General features: G+C 68.4%; 17 protein-coding genes, 1 tRNA gene and 1 pseudogene. 13 read left to right on the top strand and 6 right to left on the bottom strand.

From position 1 onward, the window contains the following. Window positions 1-106 precede the first annotated feature (106 nt). From ABIE44_RS10650 to ABIE44_RS10620, 7 genes are all read left to right on the top strand, one after another. Window positions 107-1,279, top strand: coding sequence for an MFS transporter (locus tag ABIE44_RS10650; protein ID WP_354437992.1), 1,173 nt, complete (start codon window positions 107-109; stop codon window positions 1,277-1,279). A gap of 27 nt (window positions 1,280-1,306) precedes the next feature. Further along, window positions 1,307-1,606: a hypothetical protein gene (locus tag ABIE44_RS10645; RefSeq protein ID WP_209718340.1), complete on the top strand. Its 300-nt coding sequence runs from the start codon at window positions 1,307-1,309 to the stop codon at window positions 1,604-1,606. Between the two features lie 154 nt (window positions 1,607-1,760). Then, window positions 1,761-4,343 (top strand): hypothetical protein, encoded by a 2,583-nt coding sequence (locus ABIE44_RS10640; protein WP_209718342.1) that lies wholly within the window; start codon window positions 1,761-1,763, stop codon window positions 4,341-4,343. 207 nt (window positions 4,344-4,550) lie between these two features. Then, window positions 4,551-7,604 (top strand): heterodisulfide reductase-related iron-sulfur binding cluster, encoded by a 3,054-nt coding sequence (locus tag ABIE44_RS10635; RefSeq protein WP_209718345.1) that lies wholly within the window; start codon window positions 4,551-4,553, stop codon window positions 7,602-7,604. Window positions 7,605-7,763: 159 nt separating this feature from the next. Further along, the gene (locus tag ABIE44_RS10630) at window positions 7,764-9,761 is read left to right on the top strand and encodes a CocE/NonD family hydrolase (RefSeq protein WP_209718350.1); all 1,998 of its coding nucleotides are present in this window, start codon (window positions 7,764-7,766) and stop codon (window positions 9,759-9,761) included. Window positions 9,762-9,872: 111 nt separating this feature from the next. After that, the gene (locus tag ABIE44_RS10625; protein ID WP_354437991.1) at window positions 9,873-10,406 is read left to right on the top strand and encodes a toxin-antitoxin system HicB family antitoxin; all 534 of its coding nucleotides are present in this window, start codon (window positions 9,873-9,875) and stop codon (window positions 10,404-10,406) included. A gap of 24 nt (window positions 10,407-10,430) precedes the next feature. Continuing rightward, the gene (locus ABIE44_RS10620) at window positions 10,431-11,243 is read left to right on the top strand and encodes a DUF4097 family beta strand repeat-containing protein (RefSeq protein ID WP_209718353.1); all 813 of its coding nucleotides are present in this window, start codon (window positions 10,431-10,433) and stop codon (window positions 11,241-11,243) included. Between the two features lie 242 nt (window positions 11,244-11,485). On the opposite strand, the gene dcd is transcribed toward ABIE44_RS10620, so the two are convergent. After that, on the bottom strand, window positions 11,486-12,061 hold the full coding sequence (dcd, locus tag ABIE44_RS10615) for a dCTP deaminase (protein ID WP_209718356.1): 576 nt from the start codon (window positions 12,059-12,061) through the stop codon (window positions 11,486-11,488). Between the two features lie 61 nt (window positions 12,062-12,122). Here dcd and ABIE44_RS10610 point away from each other — a divergent pair, with 61 nt between their 5' ends. Next, window positions 12,123-12,896, top strand: a complete 774-nt coding sequence (locus tag ABIE44_RS10610; RefSeq protein ID WP_209718359.1) for an SGNH/GDSL hydrolase family protein — start codon at window positions 12,123-12,125, stop codon at window positions 12,894-12,896. Between the two features lie 67 nt (window positions 12,897-12,963). Here ABIE44_RS10610 and ABIE44_RS10605 read toward each other — a convergent pair whose 3' ends face one another. Next, the gene (locus ABIE44_RS10605; RefSeq protein ID WP_209718361.1) at window positions 12,964-13,989 is read right to left on the bottom strand and encodes an FKBP-type peptidyl-prolyl cis-trans isomerase; all 1,026 of its coding nucleotides are present in this window, start codon (window positions 13,987-13,989) and stop codon (window positions 12,964-12,966) included. Window positions 13,990-14,181: 192 nt separating this feature from the next. Between ABIE44_RS10605 and ABIE44_RS10600 the strand changes: the two genes are divergently transcribed. Together ABIE44_RS10600 and ABIE44_RS10595 are read left to right on the top strand one after the other, a co-directional pair. Continuing rightward, window positions 14,182-14,257: transfer RNA gene (locus tag ABIE44_RS10600), tRNA-Gly, on the top strand. Between the two features lie 85 nt (window positions 14,258-14,342). Then, complete coding sequence (locus tag ABIE44_RS10595; protein ID WP_209718363.1) at window positions 14,343-15,557, top strand: fibronectin type III domain-containing protein; 1,215 nt, start codon at window positions 14,343-14,345, stop codon at window positions 15,555-15,557. Between the two features lie 3 nt (window positions 15,558-15,560). Here the strand turns inward: ABIE44_RS10595 and ABIE44_RS10590 are convergent, their stop codons facing one another. The 4 genes and pseudogenes from ABIE44_RS10590 to ABIE44_RS10575 all read right to left on the bottom strand — a co-directional run bounded on the left by ABIE44_RS10590 (window position 15,561) and on the right by ABIE44_RS10575 (window position 17,427). Then, a complete protein-coding gene (locus ABIE44_RS10590) occupies window positions 15,561-16,001 on the bottom strand; it encodes a GNAT family N-acetyltransferase (RefSeq protein ID WP_502912759.1) in 441 nt (146 codons plus the stop codon). Continuing rightward, a pseudogene (locus ABIE44_RS10585) lies at window positions 15,999-16,397 on the bottom strand (arsenate reductase ArsC); the annotation flags it as partial. The pseudogene ABIE44_RS10585 and the gene ABIE44_RS10590, both read right to left, overlap by 3 nt. Continuing rightward, window positions 16,394-17,071, bottom strand: coding sequence for an aquaporin (locus ABIE44_RS10580; protein WP_209718369.1), 678 nt, complete (start codon window positions 17,069-17,071; stop codon window positions 16,394-16,396). The pseudogene ABIE44_RS10585 and the gene ABIE44_RS10580, both read right to left, overlap by 4 nt. Further along, the gene (locus tag ABIE44_RS10575) at window positions 17,068-17,427 is read right to left on the bottom strand and encodes a metalloregulator ArsR/SmtB family transcription factor (RefSeq protein WP_209718372.1); all 360 of its coding nucleotides are present in this window, start codon (window positions 17,425-17,427) and stop codon (window positions 17,068-17,070) included. The genes ABIE44_RS10580 and ABIE44_RS10575 overlap by 4 nt, the downstream gene beginning before the upstream one ends. A gap of 78 nt (window positions 17,428-17,505) precedes the next feature. Here ABIE44_RS10575 and ABIE44_RS10570 point away from each other — a divergent pair, with 78 nt between their 5' ends. From ABIE44_RS10570 to ABIE44_RS10560, 3 genes are read left to right on the top strand one after another with little or no spacing between them, the layout of a single operon-like run. Next, window positions 17,506-17,967: an ArsI/CadI family heavy metal resistance metalloenzyme gene (locus tag ABIE44_RS10570; protein WP_209718375.1), complete on the top strand. Its 462-nt coding sequence runs from the start codon at window positions 17,506-17,508 to the stop codon at window positions 17,965-17,967. Window positions 17,968-18,017: 50 nt separating this feature from the next. Beyond that, window positions 18,018-18,653 carry a DUF2461 domain-containing protein gene (locus ABIE44_RS10565; protein ID WP_209718378.1) on the top strand — a complete coding sequence of 212 codons (636 nt, stop codon included), beginning with the start codon at window positions 18,018-18,020 and terminating at the stop codon, window positions 18,651-18,653. Window positions 18,654-18,666: 13 nt separating this feature from the next. Beyond that, window positions 18,667-19,482 carry an alpha/beta fold hydrolase gene (locus ABIE44_RS10560; RefSeq protein WP_209718381.1) on the top strand — a complete coding sequence of 272 codons (816 nt, stop codon included), beginning with the start codon at window positions 18,667-18,669 and terminating at the stop codon, window positions 19,480-19,482. Window positions 19,483-19,628: the final 146 nt, after the last annotated feature.

The following is a 19,628-nucleotide window of genomic DNA, read 5'->3' as shown; positions in this document are numbered from 1 at the left end:
ACGCGACCCGGATCGACGGATCACGCGCCCGCACCCTCTATCCATTATTCGAGACAAATCGTCTCGTGATTTGGACGCCGTGGATCAGCAGATCTACGGTTCCAGGGTGTCCGCGCGCCCGCACCCCTGGCTGATGCTGGCACTCTCCACGTTGGGTCAGTCGGCGTCCTCGGCGGCAGTGAACGGCCCGGCGTTCCTGATCCCCGCGCTCCACGACGGCGGGCTCAGCCTCGGAGAGGCCGGCTGGATCGCCGCTGCGCCGATCGCCGGAAGCATGCTCACGCTCGTCCTTTGGGGCGCCGTGGTCGACGCCATCGGCGAGCGCTTCGTCCTCGTGTCCAGCCTGAGCCTGACCGCGGCTTCCCTCGGTGCGGCAGCCGCTCTGCACGACTCGACGGTGCTGCTCGGGCTCCTGCTCCTGGTCGCGGGGGCTGCTGCGGCCGGCACGTCCTCAGCCAGCGGCCGCGTCGTGGTCGGCTGGTTCCCCCCTCGCCGCCGCGGCACGGCGATGGGCGTGCGCCAGATGGCCCAGCCGGTCGGGGTCGGGCTGGCGGCGGTCGCCGTACCGGTCGTCGCTGCGCAGTCCGGCGTCGGCGCGGCTCTGGTGCTGCCGACGGCTTTCGCCGCCGCCACGGCACTGGCCTGCGCTCTCTGGGTCCTGGACCCGCCGCGTCCGCAGCGACCGACCGACGTCGCGGCGTCCAACCCCTACCGGGGGAGCAGCTACCTGAACCGGATCCACGCCGTCTCGATGCTGCTGGTGATCCCGCAGTTCACGGTGTGGAGCTTCATGCTCGTCTGGCTCCAGGTCGGCCGTGAGTGGAGCCCCGGCGCCGCCGGTGGTCTGGTCGCCGTGGCGCAGGTCCTCGGGGCCGTCGGACGCATCGCCGCCGGGAACCTCTCGGACCGGGTCGGCTCCCGCACCCGTCCGCTGCGCTGGGTCGCCGTCGCCGCCGGACTGACGATGGTCTCGGTCGGCGTGACGATCCGTGCCGACTGGGCGGTCGCCGTCCCGCTGATCGTGCTGGCGTCGATGATCACCGTCGCCGACAACGGGCTCGCCTTCACCGCGGTCGCCGAGCGCGCTGGCCCGTTCTGGTCCGGCCGGGCCCTCGGGTTGCAGAACACCGGGCAGTACCTGACCGCCGCAGCCGTGCCTCCGGTGATCGGGCTCCTGATCCCGCTGTGGGGCTACGGTCTGGCTTTCGGCCTGACCGGCCTCTTCCCGCTGCTGGCTGCGCCGCTGGTACCCCGCGACGAGACCGAGATCGGGACCTGACCGCGGCACGTCCGGCACACTGAGCCCATGGACGGCCCCGACGAGCGGCGCAAGCTGCGGACCCGCGCCCGGACGCTGCTCACGGTGGACGAGACCGTCGAGAGCATCGGGCAGACCACCGAGGACCTCGGCCTCGCCCTGGCCGAGTTCAACCAGGCGCTCCACCGCTTCAACAACTCCCTCGACCGGTTCTCCGCAGCGGCCGACGAGCTCAGCACGGTGGCTGCCCGCCTCGACCGGATCGTCGACAAGATCGATCCGTTGCTGTCCGTGGTGACCGCGCCGCTGGGCCTGGCCAGACGGGTGCTGTCACCTCACGGGCGCTGACCCACGAGATCGACCAGCGCTCGGACATCCTTCCCCCGGCCCCCGTGGAGCCCTAGCCTACGTATCCGTAGGCCACGTGACCCGGGCCGCACACCACTCGTTGAGCCACCGACCCGTACTCCTCCCCCGGTGCCGATCAAGGGACAGAACCCTCATGCACGGAACTTTCCGGCTCGCAGCCGTCCGCCTCTCCGTCGTCGCGGCGGTCGCTGTCGCCCTCGTCGTGGCCACCGTGATCTACAACGGGACCGGAGGGCCGACGGGTAACGGCGCCGACAGCATGAAGAAGGCGTACGCCGCCGCTGCCGCCAACAACGCCGCCGCCAAGGCCGGCGACACCACGCTCTACAACGCCGACGGAACGCACTCCCACGACCCGGGGGCCCCGGCGCACGACGACAACGACCCGAAGACCAAGAACTCCGTCTCGCGCTCCGCTCCGACGACCGACAACGACTCCTCGGACCCGACCACTCCCGCCCAGGCTGCTCGCAGCATCGGCGCCGCCGCTGACCAGCGCAACCAGAAGGAGCCCAAGCTCCGCAACGTGTCGGTCGACCCGGCCCAGCCGAGCATCCCGACGAACCGCTACAACCTGTTCAACGCCTGCTACGGCCTGAAGTCGATCACGACCGGCCGCTGGCTCAACGGCCTCACGTTCACGGCCTCGAAGATGAGTGGCGGTTCGGCGATCTTCTTCAAGCCGACCTCGCTCGGCCACTACATGCTCTACACCAAGGCCGGCACCTACCTCGCCGGCGGGAAGGTGCAGGCCCGCTTCGGCACCGCTCCCGGGCCGAAGGTGAACTGGACGGTCACGCAGTCCGGTCCGGGTTCGTTCCGGCTCTTCCTCCCCGGTTCGGGTTACCTGCAGGTTCCCACTTCTGCGGGCGCGATCGCGACGTTCGTCGACTCCCCCAACGACCGGACCCAGTTCCAGCCGTTCCGCCGTACGGGGTGCAAGCCCTTCCCGGAGATCGGGACCGGGGTCTACGGCAAGCCCGCCGCCGGGACCACCGGCATCCAGGAGACCCGCGGCACCGTCGACGCGCACACCCACGGCATGGCCTTCGAGTTCCTCGGTGGCGAGCTGCACTGCGGTCGCCCGTGGTCCCCGTGGGGCGTCACGGTCGCCCTCAAGGGCTGCGAGAACCTCAACGCGGTCACCAGCGGTGCCGTCGAGTCGTTCTTCTCCGGCGAGGCCGGTTCCGACCCGGTGGGTTGGCCCACGTTCAAGAGCTGGCCGGCGCCGGACGCGCTCACCCACGAGGGCACCTACTACAAGTGGATGGAGCGGTCCTGGCAGGCCGGGCAGCGGGTTCTGGTCAACCTGCTGGTCGAGAACAACCAGCTCTGCACGATCTACCCGATCAAGCGCAACTCCTGCGACGACATGACCTCGATCCGGCTGCAGGCCAAGGACATGCACCTGCTGGAGAACTACATCGACGCGCAGCACGGTGGTCCCGGCAAAGGCTGGTACCGGATCGTCACCAACCCGGTGCAGGCACGCAAGGTCGTCAACGCCGGCAAGCTCGCCGTGGTGATGGGCATCGAGACCTCGGTGCTGTTCGGCTGCCACCGCTACCTGGGCAAGGCCACCTGCACGAAGGCCTCCATCGAGAAGCAGCTCACCGAGGTGCGCAAGATGGGTGTCACCCAGATGGAGCTGGTCAACAAGTTCGACAACGCGCTCGCGGGCGTCGCCGGCGACGAGGGCACCACCGGCAACCTGGTCAACGCCGCCAACATCCTGGAGACCGGGTCGGCCTGGAAGATGACCACCTGCAAGCCGAACGACCCCGAGGTGCACGACCGCGACCAGAACCTCGACATCCTGCCGAACCAGGACGCCCTGTTCGGTGCCCTCAAGGCGGCCCTGCCGCAGAGCGTGATCGACGCGCTGCCGGCGGTCCCGGTGTACCCGGCCAAGCACCACTGCAACACCCTCGGCCTGACCGAGCTCGGCGCGGAGACGATCAAGGGCATGGCGAAGCGGAACATGCTCTTCGACCCCGACCACATGAGCGTCAAGGCCCGCAAGCAGTCGCTCGACCTCGTCGAGACGATGCGCTACCCCGGCGTGGTGTCCAGCCACTCGTGGTCGACACCGGACGCCTACCCGCGGATCTACGACGAGAAGGGCTTCATCACGCCGTACGCCGGCGACAGCGAGGGCTTCGTCGAGAAGTGGAAGCGCCACCTGACCTGGGTGAACCCGAAGACCTACTGGGGGTTCGGCTACGGCGCGGACATCAACGGTCTCGGCGCGCAGGGTGCGGCTCGCGGTGCGGACGTGAAGAACCCGGTGAAGTACCCGTTCACCGGACTCGGCGGCGTGAAGGTCTACAAGCAGGTCAGCGGCAAGCGGACCTACGACATCAACAAGGACGGCGTCGCGCACTACGGCATGTACCCGGACTGGCTCCAGGACCTGAAGATGATCGCCGGGCCGAGCATCGTCAAGGACATGTACCGCGGATCCGAGGCCTACCTGCAGACATGGGAGCGGGCGTACGGCGTCAAGACCGACGCGTGCACCAGCCCCTCGCACAAGCACTCGCTGAAGTTCATCAAGGCCAAGGTCAAGAAGGGCGCGAGCTGGTGGAAGGTCGTCAAGACCGTCGGCCAGCCGCACCGACGGCTGGGGTCGAAGTACACGTACTGCACCAAGAACGGCAAGGTGACCGTGAAGTTCACCAAGGCCGGCACGGTGTCGACGATCAGGAAGTCCTGACCCTCGCGCGCGAGTCCAACCCCACCGAAACCGCAGGTCAGTAAGGGTTACCTAAGGTGTAACTCCAAGTTACTCGAAGGTAGCGTTTCTCACACACGCTTCGCGTGCGGCGCGTGATGCAGGGCAATAGTCTGTGCCCGACGCCGTACCTGACCTGACTTGCGCGAACGACCCGGCCTGCACGCCGGAGGGTTGGAGTGACTTCCCTTGGACACCAAGCTCACGCTCATCCTGGGCCTGATCCTCAACATCGCGATCTTGCCGTTCGCGCTGAAGCGGGTGCTGTTCCTGGTCCGGCTCATCACCGGCGGCCAGCCGGCGCCCGACCGCATCGCCGGTGTCACCGGCCGCGTCAGCGCCGCCCTGAAGAACCAGCTGGTCGAGGTCCTCGGGCAGAAGAAGCTGCTCAAGTGGTCGATCCCGGGCATCGCGCACTCGTTCGTCATGTACGCGTTCCTGATCCTCGGCACCGTGTACGTCGAGGCCTACGGGATCCTGCTCTCGACCGACGAGAAGTGGAAGATCCCGCTCGTCGGCGACTGGTGGATCCTCGGCTTCGGCCAGGACATGATCGGTGTCCTCTGCCTCGTCGGTCTGCTGACGTTCTCGCTCATCCGGTACAAGAACCAGCCCGCGAAGCTCGGCCGCAAGTCCCGGTTCAAGGGTTCGCACACCGGTGGCGCCTGGGTCGTCCTCATCATGATCTTCAACGTCATCTGGACGATGTTCCTGTTCCGCGGGGCCGCAGCCGCCGCCGGCAACCTGCCCTACGGCAACGAGGCCTTCTTCTCGCACGCCATCGGCGACGTGATCAACTCGATCGGCCTGCACCACGGGGACACCGGCCTGGAGATCCTCGAGGGCGTCGGCCTGCTGCTGCACATCGGCATCATGCTGGTGTTCCTCATCATCGTGCTGAACTCCAAGCACCTGCACATCTTCGTCGCGCCGATCAACATCATGTTCAAGCGGCCCGACAGCCCCGTCGCGCTCGGTGCCGTCAAGGAGATGATCTCCCACGGCAAGCCGATCACCCTCGAGGACGTCGAGGACATGGACGAGGACACCGTCCTCGGCATCGGTTCCATCGAGGACTTCTCGTGGAAGGGTCTGCTCGACATGGCCAGCTGCACCGAGTGCGGCCGCTGCCAGTCCCAGTGCCCGGCGTGGAACACCGAGAAGCCGCTCTCTCCGAAGATGCTGATCATGAACTCGCGCGACCACGCGTTCGCGAAGGCCCCGTACCTGATGGCTGACGAGGCGACCCGCGAGGCCATGACCCCCGAGCAGCTGACCGAGTACGAGGTCGACCGCCCGCTCGTCGGCGTCTCCGAGGGTGAGTACGCGTGGCACCCCGAGGGCGGCGCGATCATCGACAACGACGTTCTGTGGTCCTGCACCAACTGCGGCGCGTGCGTCAACCAGTGCCCGGTCGACATCGAGCACGTCGACCACATCGTCGACATGCGTCGCTACCAGGTACTCGTCGAGGCGAACTTCCCGGCTGAGCTCAACGGACTTTTCAAGGGTCTGGAGAACAAGGGCAACCCCTGGAACATGAACCCGAACGCCCGGATGGAATGGGCCCAGGGTCTCGACTTCGACGTCAAGGTCGTCGGCGAGGACGTCCAGGACCTGACCGAGGTTGACTGGCTGTTCTGGGTCGGCTGCGCCGGTGCCTACGAGGACCGCGCGAAGAAGACCACCCGCGCGGTCGCCGAGCTGCTCGACATGGCCGGCGTCTCGTTCGCCGTCCTCGGCAACGGCGAGACCTGCACGGGTGACTCCGCACGCCGCGCCGGTAACGAGTTCGTCTTCCAGGCGCTCGCCCAGCAGAACATCGAGACCTTCAACGAGCACAAGGTCAAGAAGGTCGTCTCGACCTGTGCGCACTGCTTCAACACGCTCAAGAACGAGTACAAGCAGTTCGGTATCGAGCTCGAGGTCGTCCACCACACCCAGCTGCTCAACCGCCTGGTGCGCGAGAAGAAGCTGACCCCGGTCGCGGCCCCCGGCCCGACCCGCAAGATCACCTACCACGACCCCTGCTTCCTGGGTCGCCACAACCAGGTCTACTCGCCGCCGCGCGAGCTGCTCCAGGTCATCCCCGGCTCCGAGGTCGTGGAGATGCCGCGGAACTCCGAGCGGTCCTTCTGCTGCGGTGCCGGTGGCGCCCGGATGTGGATGGAGGAGACGATCGGCGAGCGGATCAACGTGAACCGGACCGTCGAAGCCGTCGGGACCGGCGCCGACCAGATCGCCGTCGGCTGCCCGTTCTGCCGCACCATGCTCGAGGACGGCCTGACCAGCGAGCAGGACGCCGGCCGCGCCGGCGAGGAGGTCGAGGTCCTCGACGTCGCCCAGCTGCTGCTGGCCTCGGTCAAGGGCGAGGGCAAGAAGGTCAAGGAGGCCAAGCCGAAGGCGAAGGTCACCACCCCGGCATCTCCGGCCGAGGCGACGCCGGAGACGGCGGCCGAGGTCGAGGCGAAGGCTCCGGCTGCTCCGGCAGGCGGCGGTTCGCTGTTCGATGCCGCTCCGGCTGCGCCTGCCGAGTCGAAGCCGGCTGCATCCGGCGGTTCACTCTTCGACACCCCGGCTCCGGCTGCCGACAAGCCTGCTGAGACGCCGGCAGCCAAGGCCGACCTCGGCGGCGGGTCGCTCTTCGACACGCCGGCGCCCGAGCCGGCCAAGCCCGCGGAGGAGAAGCCGGCGGCAAAGGCCGACCTCGGTGGCGGCTCGCTGTTCGACGTGGCTCCGACCGAGGCGGCTCCCGCTGCTGAGGCTCCGAAGGCTGCGCCCGCCGAGGAACCGAAGGCCGAGGCTGCTCCGGCACCGGAGGCCGACCTCGGTGGTGGCGGCTCGCTGTTCGACATCGTCGCGGAGAAGAAGGCGGAGGCGGCCGCTCCCGCAGCAGCTGCCGAGGAGCCCAAGGCTGAGGCGCCTGCGCCGGCAGCTGAGGCTCCGAAGGCTGAGGCACCCAAGGTCGACCTCAACGCCGGCTCGCTCTTCGACATCCCGGCCGCTGAGCCGGCTGCACCGGCCGCTCCAGCTGCCCCTGTTGCCGAGGAAGCACCGGCCGCGGAGCCCGAGGCTGCCGAGCCGGAGGCCGCTGCGGAGCCCGAGGCTGCCGAGCCCGCGACTGCTGCCGAGCCCGAGGCCGAGAAGGCGCCCGAGCCGGAGAAGCCGAAGAGCTCGGGCGAGGCCAACCAGCCGAAGACCGATGTGAACATCAACGAGGCTGGATCGCTCTTCGACCTCTGACCTGGGCTGAAAGTGCAGGTCAAGCACGCCGACCCGGGCTGAATGTGCAGATACATCTCCACATTCAGCCCGGGTCGGCGCTTTCGGCATTGCTACGGTTCCGTAACTTCGCGTCGTGAGCTCTCGTTGATCTCGCGACACACCGGGAGGAATCACTTGATGCGCCGTTCACTCACCCGTCTGACCGCTGCCTCGGTCGCCGTCCTGACCCTGACCGCCGGCACGGTCGCTGCGGTCGCCGTCGTCGACCACGGGGTCGAGGACGCCCGAACGACGTCGACGTCCACGACGACGCGCTCCGCGTCCGCCCCCGCGCAGGGGACCGTCGAGCGCGGCAACGCCTCGGCAAGGAAGAGCGAGAAGGCCGGCGCCGCCCGTACGACGAAGGTCGCCCGCGCCGCCGCCTGGAAGCCGCGCCCCGAGCAGTACCCCAAGACCGTCACGGTGCCCGAGCTCGCCATCCCGATGGACGACGGCGTCGTTCTGCGCGGCGACCTGATCCTGCCGGCCGATGCGAACGGCAAGGCGATCAACAAGAAGTTCCCGGTGGTCACCACGATCACGGCGTACAACAAGGGCGTCCAGCAGTACGCCGGCGGCCTGGCCGGCGGAAACCCGACGTACCTGGTCAAGCGCGGGTATGCGCAGCTGACCGTCGACGCCCGCGGCACCGGCACCTCCGGTGGTCGCTGGTGCGCGTTCTGCACCCGCGAGGACGTCGACTTCACCGCGGTGATGCAGTGGGCGCACGAGCAGTCCTGGAGCAACGGCAGCACGGCCATGGCGGGGCCGTCGTACATGGGCATCGCCCAGATGTTCGCCGCCGCAGGCCGCCCGGACGGCCTGAAGGCGATCTTCCCGCAGGTCCCCGCTGCCGACGTCTACCGCGACGTGGTCGCTTCCGGAGGACAGCTCGACGTCGGCTTCATCCCGCTCTGGCTAGGCCTGGTCACCGCGACCGGCGTGATCCCGCCGTTCACCAGCGCGCCGAAGGACGCCAGTCCGCTGGTCAACCTGGTCGACCACCTCGTCGGCGCCGGCACCTTCACGGTGCCACTGATCCTGAAGGCCTTCACCGGCGGCGAGCCGGCGTACGACGGACCGTTCTACAAGCAGCGCTCGCCGATCAACGTGGCCGGCAAGATCACCGTGCCCACGTTCTTCGTGAGTGGCGAGTACGACCTGTTCCAGCGCGGAACGCCGCTGCTCTTCGAGAACCTCCAGAAGCGCGGTGTCCCGACCAAGATGATCATCGGACCCTGGAACCACCTGCAGGCATCCGGCGGCGAGGAGGTCGGCAAGGCCGGGCTCGGCACCCTGTCGGAGCTCAAGCTGCGCTGGTTCGACCACTACGTGAAGGGCATCGCCGACCCGGCGCTGGACACCGACATCCCGCCGATCACGTACTTCGAGCAGGGCACGAGCGCCTGGCGCACGGCGAAGACCTGGGTCGGCGACCGCAAGGCCGCCAGCTACCGGTTGAGCGGTACGTCCACGACGGGCGGTACCGAGGGCGGACTCACGCAGGGCGCGGTGACCGCGGGCAGCTCGTCGGTGTACCCGATCCCGGTCGCCGGCCTGTGCACCCGGTCGACCGACCAGTGGACCGCGGGCGCGCTCAGCGCCGGCGGCTTCCAGAACCCGTGCCTGACCGACAACGCACTGAACGACAAGGCCGGCGCGGTCTTCCGGACAGCACCGCTCAGCAAGCCTGTCGCCCTCCAGGGTCCGGTGAACGCCCGCCTGTACGTCTCGAGCAACAGCGGAGACGGCATGCTCTCGGTCGCCCTCGAGGACGAGGCCCCCGACGGCACCGTGTCGCGCCTGACCGGCGGGTGGCAGGTCATCTCGCACCGCGCACTGGACAAGTCGCGGTCGCGCTACCTCGACGGCAAGCTGATCCAGCCGTACCACCCGTTCACCAGGGCGGCGCAGGTGAAGCTGGCCAAGGGCCAGGTCGCCCCGGTCGACGTCGAGCTGTTCCCGACGGGCGCGAAGCTGCTGCCGGGCCACCGGCTGCGCATCGCCGTGCAGGCGTTCGACGTGCCGCACCTGGCTCCCGTCCTGCCGGACCTGCTGAGCACGCTGACCGTCATCACGGTTCACAACTCGGCGAAGTACCCCTCCGAGATCACCATCCCGGGTCGGAAGGACTGACCCGACGCACTTGTCACGAAGGGCCCGTCGAGAGGTGTCTCGGCGGGCCCTCGTGCGTGGTGACGCCATGCTGGCATTGACATGACGTCATTGTGATGTCACAGTGATGTCATGGACATCAGCCCGTACGTCGACCGCCTCCGCCAGGACCTGACCGCCAGCGCCGCTGCCGGGGATGAGCAGATCCAGGCCGCCGCCGAGCGCCTGGCGCTCGCGCTGGACCCGAGCATGCGGCTCAGCCTCATGGAGGTCCTCTCGCAGGCAGCCGCCGAGATCACCAGCGAGATGCGCAGCGGTTCGGTCGACGTCCGGCTCGCCGGCCGTGACCTGGAGTTCGTCGTCGAGCACCCTGCTCCTGAGCCGGTCGCTCCTGCCGCACCGACCGCCGGGGACGAGGAGGACGACGAGGCCGAGGTCGCGACCGCGCGGATCTCGCTACGACTCCCTGAGAGCGTGAAGGCGAGGGCCGAGGAGCTGGCCGCCAAGCACGGCAGCTCGCTGAACACCTGGATCGTCAACGTGCTGCGCCAGGCGACGCGTGAGAACGCCATCACCGTCGACATCGACCTGTCCAGCGTCCCGTTCGGGCCTGACGGCTTCAGCGGCAAGAACCGTGCCACCAAGCGCATGACCGGCTGGGTCTGACCCAGGACCAGAGGAGAGAGAACCATGAAGAAGCAGTTCCCCACCCCCGCCCCCACGTCCCTGTACGTCGAGCTCGGCGCCGGCCTGCTCACCGCGGAGGCGACCGACACCGCGGAGACCACGGTCGAGGTCTCCGGACCCCGGGCGGAGGAGTTCAAGGTCGGGCGGACCGGGGACAAGATCTCGGTCGTCGCCCCCCACGGCCGCTTCTTCGGCCGCGACGCGCACACCGTGCGGGTGATCGTCCCCACCGGCAGCGAGCTGATCACCAAGGTCGGCTCGGCCGACACCGTGACCCACGGCGCTCTCGGCCTGGTGGCGCTGAAGACAGGTTCCGGGGACATCGAGCTCGACCAGGCCAGCGGACCGGTCGTCATCGAGTCGGGATCCGGCGACATCAAGGGCGCCGAGCTCGCCGGCGAGGTGCGGATCAAGTCCGGCTCGGGCGACATCGACCTCGGTGTGCTCCACGGGAAGACCGGTATCTCGACCGGGTCCGGCGACGTCGTCCTCGGCACCGTCCGGGCGCGCACGATCATCAAGACCGGCTCCGGCGACCTCAAGGTGGGTCGCGCCGAGGCCGAGGTGAACCTGACCACGGCGTCGGGTGACCTGACGATCGCCGCGGCGCCCCGGGGGAAGGTCACCGCACGGAACGTCTCCGGCGACGTGCGGGTCGGCATTCCTGTCGGTACACCGGTGTGGACTGACATCAACACGGTGTCGGGCTCGCTGAAGAACCGACTCACCAGTGTCGGCAAGCCTGCCGAGGGCCAGGACTACGTCGAGCTCCGGGCGACCACCGTCAGCGGTGACGTCCTGCTCGAGCACGTCTGAGAAACCGCGAACGAGACGACAGATGGGAGTCAGCGATGTGGCAGACGATCAACGGCACCGAGATGGCGAACGTGATCATCACCGAGCGGGTGCGCAAGGCAGCACGACGCCACCACGCCAAGCGGGTCCAGCGCCACGACTGATCCGGCTCTCGCTGACCCGGATCGGCCCGTTCGCCTGGCTGTGACCCGTTGGATGAGCCTGTCGAAACCCGGCGAGGCTCCGACAGGATCGGCCGACGATCAGATCTTCGTGCGGTGGAAGTTCGCGTACGAGCGCGAGGCCGTCGGACCACGCTGGCCCTGGTAGCGCGAGCCGTACTTCTCCGACCCGTACGGGTGCTCGGCCGGCGAGGACAGCCGGAAGAAGCACAGCTGCCCGATCTTCATCCCGGGGTAGAGCTTGATCGGCAAGGTGGCGACGTTCGCCAGCTCCAGCGTCACGTGGCCGCTGAAACCGGGGTCGACGAAACCGGCGGTCGCGTGCGTGAGCAGGCCGAGACGGCCGAGGGAGGACTTGCCCTCGACCCGCGCGGCGATGTCGTCGGGCAGCGTGCAGACCTCGTAGGTGGAGCCGAGCACGAACTCGCCCGGGTGCAGGATGAACGGGTCGTCGCCGTCCGGCTCGACCTCGCGGGTCAGGTCGGCCTGCTCCACCGCAGGGTCGATGTGCGGGTACTTGTGGTTGTCGAAGACCCGGAAGAACCGGTCCAGGCGGATGTCGACGCTCGACGGCTGGATCATGGCCGGGTCGTAGGGCTCGACGGCGATCCGCTGGGCGTCGATTTCGGCGAGGATGTCGCGGTCGGAGAGCAGCACGCGAGCACGATACCGCCACCGGGCGGTCGCGCAGGAGGACGTCCGGGGCAGAATCGGGCCCATGCCGTTCCACCGTTACGTCGCTCTCGGCGACTCCTTCACCGAAGGGGTCGGCGACCGCGACCCCGCCCGCCCCAACGGTCTGCGCGGCTGGGCCGACCGGGTCGCGGAGGTCCTCGCCGCACAGCCCGGCGCCGAGGACTTCGGCTACGCCAACCTCGCGATCCGGGGCCGCAAGCTCAAGCCGATCATCGCCGAGCAGGTCGAGCCCGCGCTCGCCCTCTCCCCCGACCTCATCAGCATCCACGCCGGCGCCAACGACGTGCTGCGTCCCAAGGTCGACCTCGACGACCTCGCGGCGGCGTACGACGAGGCGGTCGGGCGCCTGACCGCCTCCGGCGCCACCGTCGTGCTCTTCACGATCTTCGACCCGGGGGGATCCGGCATCTACGCCGCGATGCGCGGACGGATGGCGATCTTCAACGAGTGGGTCCGGGAGATCAGCGACCGGCACGGGACCACGCTGGTGGACATGTGGCGGATGCGGGACGGCGACCACGCCGAGGTCTTCGACACCGACCGGATGCACCTCAACGCGTTCGGCCACCAGTACATCGCGTTCGCGGTCCTCGAGGCGCTCGGCGTCGAGCACTCCACCGAGCGGCTTCCCCGGCCGACCCTGCCCGAGCTGACCGCCCGGGAGCGCTTCGCCGCCAACGCCACCTGGACCCGGGAGTTCCTCGGTCCCTGGGTGCACCGCCGCCTGACCGGCCGGTCCTCCGGCGACACGATCGAGGTCAAGCGGCCGACGCTCGCCCCGATCGACCCTGCTTGAGGGCACTACGCACAACGCGAGCGGGACGGACGCTCTCGCATCCGTCCCGCTCGTCGCGGTTCGAGACTCAGGGAGCCTTGGTGCTGATGATGTCGATGACGAAGACCAGCGTCTGGCCGACCAGGTTCTCCTGGTTGATCGCGCCATCGCCGTAGCCGTACTTCGGCGGCATGGTGACGATGACGCGGCTGCCGACCTTCTGGCCCGCGATCGCAGCGCCGAAGCCCTGGACGACGCCGGTGACAGCGAAGCTCGCCGGGGCCTTGGAGTAGCTCTCGTCGAAGACCTTCTTGGTGTTCCAGCTGACGCCGTAGTAGTTCACGCTGACGGTGTCACCCGCGCCGACGACGGCGCCGTTGCCCTTCTTGAGGACCTTCAGCTGCAGCTTGGTCGACGGCTTGCCGGTCAGGGTGACCTTGGGGGTCTTGCCCTTGAAGGTGACCTTGGGCGCGTTCGGCCACGCGGCCGGGGTGAGCGGCTTGACCGCGTCGACGATGTCGGTCACGACGACCATCGAGTCGTCGGCCTCGATCTCGAGGTCGGCGTTGCCGGAGTCGCCGTACAGGTCCTTGGCCGGGAAGGAGGTGACCACGCGCGACCCGATCGGGACGCAGTCGAAGCCGGCGTCCAGGCTGAGCGGCAGGGTGACGTCACCGACGCTGAGCTTGGCGTTCTCGGAGCTGAGCTTCTTGCCGGTGCGTCCGTTGTACGCCGTCAGCACGACGTTGAGCGAGTCGCCCTTCTTGCTGGTCGCCTTCTTGCCGGTGGTGACGACGGTGCGCTCGAGCTTCTTGGTCGAGAAACCCTTCTCGAAGTTGACCTTCGGGTCGACCTTGCCGAAGGCGCCGGAGACCTTGATCTCGCCGCTCTTGCCGCCGGTGGCCACCTTGCAGGGATCCTCGCTGCCAGCAGGCTTGTCGGTCGCGCCGTCGGTAGGCGTCGCGGTTGCGCCGTCGGACGCCGAGGCGGACGCATCGTCCTTGGCCTTGCTGTCCTTGTCCTTGTCGCCGCCTCCGCAGCCGGTCAGGATCAGGGCCGCGACGGCCACAGCCAGGACCGGGGCAGTCCGCCGCCGGGTGAGAGAACGCAACATGCTCAAGACTCATTTCGAAGAAGACAGGGCAGACCCCGGCACGGGGTCCCGGGACAGTCTGCCAAGTCGCCGCAACGTTCGGGCGGCGAACCCGCTTCGCGAGACCAACTCACAGCAAACTCCCAGTCGCCGCCGCGCTCGTGCCGTGAGGTCGGCTACGATCAGTCCTCGTCGCTGGTTCGCCAGGGGCATGCGGATGTAGCTCAGCTGGTAGAGCGCGACCTTCCCAAGGTCGATGTCGCGAGTTCGAATCTCGTCATCCGCTCCATTTCCCCACCAACCTCCCGGATCCGGGCCTAGCCTGGATCGGCGCGTGCGTGAGGGACGCACGCCTCGTCTCGTGGGAGAAACGCATGCGTACTCGACTTCTCGCTGCCCTGGTCGCCGTCGCGGCCCTGCTCGGCACGGCGTTGGTGACCTTGCCGACCGGTACGGCGGAAGCGGCGCCTCCCGCAGGCTGGCCCACGGGAGGTAACGACTGGCACCTCTGCAACGGCTCCACGTACACCCGGTACTGCGTCGTCAGTGCGCAACGCAACGGCGTCGACGTCACGCCGTACGACACCCCTGTCGGCAACATGCTCAAGCCCTGGGTGCGCGGCTTCTCCGTGGGCCACGGGGTCGGCTTCGGCGTCGACCTCTACAGCTCGGGATCGGCGAGCGACAGCGACCTCGGCAACAACACTGACCTGTACAAGCTGGTCGTCAATGTCGGCGAAGTCCGACCGAGGGAGATGGACGGCACCTTCCGCGACGCGTCGTTCTTGATCGGTCGCTACCCCAGTGGCGACTGGAACTTCACCATCACCTTCCGTCCGTCGTCCCGTCACACCAACAGCTCGATCACCTGCACGCTGGGAAGCTGCGGCGACGACTCGACCAAGGCGACGTTCGATCGTGTCGGCTGGGCCGCCGGCGCTGTTGAGGATCTCTCCGGCTACCCGGCTCGCGAAGCGATCAACCGCACCGGATCGATCCGGGCGACCAGCGCGCAGTACGAGAACACCATGTACGACCCGGACACCGACTCGATCATCGTCGACCTCTCGAACCCGCACCGGAAGGGCAACGGCGACGTCATCACGGACGGCACGTACGAGGCGTTCCTGCCGAACGCGTACCTGGTCAACGAGATGAGCATCCCGGACCCGTCGACCGTTTCGCTCGCGTCGTTCGCGATCACGAAGCCGGGCAGCTCCGCGGCGACGTTCTCCCTCGTGCGCGAGACCCGCGGCATCCGGATCAAGATCGCGAACATCAGCTACTCGGCTCCGCGCTTCAAGTTCCGGACCAAGCCGACCAAGCCCGGCAAGCCGCGCCCGTACAAGGTCGTGAAGACCTCCAGGACCACCGCCAAGGTGAAGTTCTCCGCACCGCTGGCCAACGGCAACGCCAAGATCGACAAGTACCAGGCGCGCTGCCACAAGGCCGGCAAGCCGTGGCACTACAAGATCGGCAAGGGCAGTCCGCTCAAGGTCACCGGCCTGAAGTCCGGCAAGGTCTCCTGCCAGGTCCGCGCGCACAACGCCAAGGGCTGGAGCAAGTACTCGGCGTCGGTGAAGAGCTGAGCCTCAGGCCCTCAGGACGAACCTCAGCTCGTCCTCACCCGCCTCGTCACAGGTGAAGCCGGCCTTCTCCAGGACGCGGATCGAGCCGACGTTGTGCGCCGCCACGAACGCGTGCAACGGCCGGCTCGCGACCTCGGCGACGAACGACCTGAGTGCCGAGGTCGCGACCCCGCGGCCCCAGTGATCACGTCCGACCCAGTAGCCGACGAGGTGCAGGTCCTCGTCGATCCAGCTGCCGATGTTCCCCGCGACCTCGCCGTCGACCACGATCGCACGCGTCACCAGTGTCGGGTCGGCCAGCAGCTTCGCCCAGTGCGCGTCGAACTGCGCGCGGTCGCGGCTCGGAAACCCTGCCATGGCGGCCGCCTCCGGGTCTGCCTGGTCGTCGAAGAGGATGTCGAGGTCGTCCGACTCGACGCGGCGCAGGAGAACTCGGTTCTTCAAGGACGCGATCAGTACCTCGACGCGACGACGGATCTCGTCGCGGATCGGGCGCACCGACTCGAGGCCCTGGCCGGCCGGGTCGTCGAGCTGCCAGTCCTCGTAACGCTTGCCGGGGAAGAAGGGGCACTCGTCCCCGCAGCCCATGGTGATCACGACGTCAGCCTTCTGGACGGCGGATTCCGTGAGCACCTTGGGTTGTTCACCTGCGATGTCGATGCCCTCCTCGGCCATGGCTGCGACGGCCACCGGATTGATCTGGTCGGCAGGCTGCGAGCCGGCCGAGTAGACGTCGACGCGGTCTCCGGCAAGGTGCTGAAGAAACCCTGCTGCCATCTGGGAGCGGCCGGCGTTGTGGACGCACACGAACAGGACGGACGGGCGGTTCTGGGCAGTCACGGGGTCTCCTGCGGCAGGGCGGGGTGGGAGTAGAGGAAGCGAACAGCGAGGTAGGCCAGCACTCCACCGCCCACCTGCGCCAGGACGAACCCGGGCACCGAGCCAGGACTGATGCCGGCAAAGGTGTCGGAGAACATCCGGGCGACGGTGACTGCCGGGTTGGCGAAGCTCGTCGAGCTGGTGAACCAGTACGCCGCGGCGATGTACCCACCGACGGCGAAGGCGGTCGTCTCGGTGCGTCCGGAGCGCACGCTGCCGAAGACGACCAGGAGAAGTCCGAAGGTCGCGACGACCTCGCCGAGCCAGAGGTGGCCACCGGTCCTGTCGTGTCCGGAGATGCTGATCGCGTCGAGGTCGAACATGACGTTGGCCACCAGGGCCCCGAGGAACCCTCCCGCGAGCTGAGCGACGACCAGCACCCCGGCGTCCCGGATCCGGACCAGTCCGAAGCCCACCTCGACCAGCGTGACGATCGGGTTGAACGCGGCGGAGACAGGCTGGAGCGCCAGGATCAGGGCGATCAGCGCGGCGCCGGTGATCAGGCTGTTCTCGAGGAGCTGCAACCCGACGTCGTCAGGCGACAGGCGGCTCGCCGCGATCCCGGATCCGATGACCGCCGCCACGAGGAACGCCGTACCGAGAAGCTCGGAGGCCGCTCGACGCCCCAGCGTCACGGGGCCACGCCGCCCAGGAGGTTCGCCAGGTCCGCGAGCGCCGCGGGACGGATCCGGTAGTAGACCCAGACCCCGCGCTTGCTGCGATCCAGCAGACCCACCTCGTGGAGCACCTTGAGGTGGTGGCTGATCGTGGGCTGGGACAGGTCGAAGGCCTCCTGCAGGTCGCACACACAGGCCTCGCCGTCCTGGTGAGATGCGACCAGGGACAGCAACCTGAGGCGCACCGGGTCGGCGAGCGCCTTGAGCAGCGGTGAGATGCGGAGAGCAGCGTCCGCGGACAGGGGCTCGCGGGTCACAGGAGAGCAGCACGCCACCGCCTCGACCGGGGTCAGCGACAGGACAGACTTCGACATATATCTATGTTGACACACGTCTATGTCTTCCTGCATCCTCGTCCAGACATTGACAGTTATCTATCTCTAGGAGTTCCCATGTCCCGCCTTCAGCTCGCCCTCAACGTCGACGACCTCGACACCGCGGTCGCCTTCTACTCGACCTTGTTCGCGACCGAGCCCGCGAAGACCAGGCCCGGCTACGCGAACTTCGCGATCGCCGAACCACCCCTGAAGCTGGTCCTCATCCAGAACGGCGGTCACGGCGGCACCCTCAACCACCTCGGCGTGGAGGTGGAGGACGTCGAGCGCGTCGACGCGGAGCTCGAGCGGCTCACCGCTGCCGGTCTCGCCTCCACCGAGGAGCGCGACACCACCTGCTGCTACGCGAAGCAGGACAAGTTCTGGGTCGAGAACACCCCGAGCGGCGAGCGCTGGGAGGTCTACGCCGTCCTGGAGGACTCCGAGACCTTCGGGGGCGGCCGGACGAGCTCGCAGGACACGTGCTGCGGGAGCGCAGTGTCCGAGGAGCTGCACGCCGACGCGGCGGCCTGCTGCTGACCCTGGTCCGGCTGTCGGCCGCCGCCGACCGCCGGACTACCCTCGGCGAGGTGACCGAGTTCCAAGGCTTCCCCGAGGCAGCGCTCGACTTCTACGACGACCTGGAGATGGACAACACCAAGTCGTTCTGGGAGGCGCACAAGGCGATCTACGCCGAGTCGGTGAAGGCCCCGATGGTCGCGCTGACGACCGCGCTGGAGAAGGACTTCGGGAAGGCCAAGGTGTTCCGCCCGTTCCGCGACGTCCGCTTCGCGAAGGACAAGACGCCGTACAAGGTGCACCAGGGGGCCTTCGTCCCCGCCGGCCCGGCGTGCGGCTGGTACGTCGAGATCTCCGCCCGCGGCGTACGCACCGGGGCGGGTTTCTACGACGCCAGCGGCTCGGACCTCGCCCGGATCCGCACGTCCATCGACGTCGAGGCGACCGGCAAGCAGCTCGAGCAGATCCTCGCCAAGCTGCGGAAGGCCGGCTTCACCGTCGGCGGGCAGCAGCTCAAGACGACCCCTCGCGGGTACGACGCCGACCACCCTCGGATCGACCTGCTCCGTCACAAGTCGTTGACGGTCGGGAAGGACTACGGCTTCGAGCCGGTCATCCACTCGGCCGACCTGGTGAGGGCCGTTCGGGCGGACTGGAAGGCGAGCAGGCCGCTGGTCGACTGGGTCGCCGAACGTCTCGGTGACTAGTACGTTGCGGGACATGACCCTCGTGGCCGTGAACGGCATCCAGCTCAGCATCTCGGACTCCGGCGCCCCGGCGGGCAAGCCGGACGCGCCCGTGCTGGTGCTGGGCCACGGACTGCTGTTCGGCACCTCGATGTGGCGCCACCAGGTCGAGGCCCTCCGGGACACCTACCGCTGCATCGCGGTGGACTGGCGCGGTCAGGGAGCGACCCCCGCGACCGCGGACGGCTACGACATGGACACGCTGTACGCCGACCTGGTCGCCCTGATCGAGCTCCTCGACGTCGGCCCGGTGCACTACGCCGGGCTCTCGATGGGCGGCTTCGTCGGCCAGCGCCTCGCCGCACGCCGTCCCGACCTGGTCCGCTCGCTGATCCTCATCGACACCAGCGCCGGTCCCGAGGACCCCGAGAAGATCAAGAAGTACCGGCTGATGGCCGGTGTCTACGGCCTCTTCGGCATGAAGCCGCTGCTGAGCCAGGTCGCGCCGATCATGTTCAGCCAGGCGTTCCTGGACACCGACGAGGGCAAGTCCACCGTGGCCACCTGGACGGCCGAGCTGGCCACCCAGCAGCGCAAGGGCGTGAAGCAGGCGATCCGCGGCGTCACCGACCGGCTGCCGATCACCGACGAGGTCGGTTCGATCACCGCACCGACGCTCGTCATCGTCGGGACCGAGGACCTCGCCACGCCGGTCGCGAAGGCCCAGGCCATCGCCTCGGCGATCAAGAACTCCCGGCTCGACATCCTCACCGGGGTCGGTCACGTGAGCACGCTCGAGGACCCGGCCCGTGTCAACGCGCTGATGACGGAGTTCCTGGCGGCCCACTAGGTGCTTGCGTCGCCACGTCTCGGCAAGCTCGACGACCGGGACAGTCGGCGACCGGGACCGTCGCCGAAAGGGACAGTCGCCGACCGGGGCGAGTGGGGCACCTCACGCCCGCCGTACGCCGGACACACCCTCCGCGTTCACCCGCC

This window comes from Marmoricola sp. OAE513 (genome assembly GCF_040546585.1).
GTDB lineage: Bacteria > Actinomycetota > Actinomycetes > Propionibacteriales > Nocardioidaceae > Marmoricola.
The sequence above is the reverse complement of the archived record's forward strand: the minus strand, read 5'-3'. Positions and strand labels throughout refer to the sequence as shown.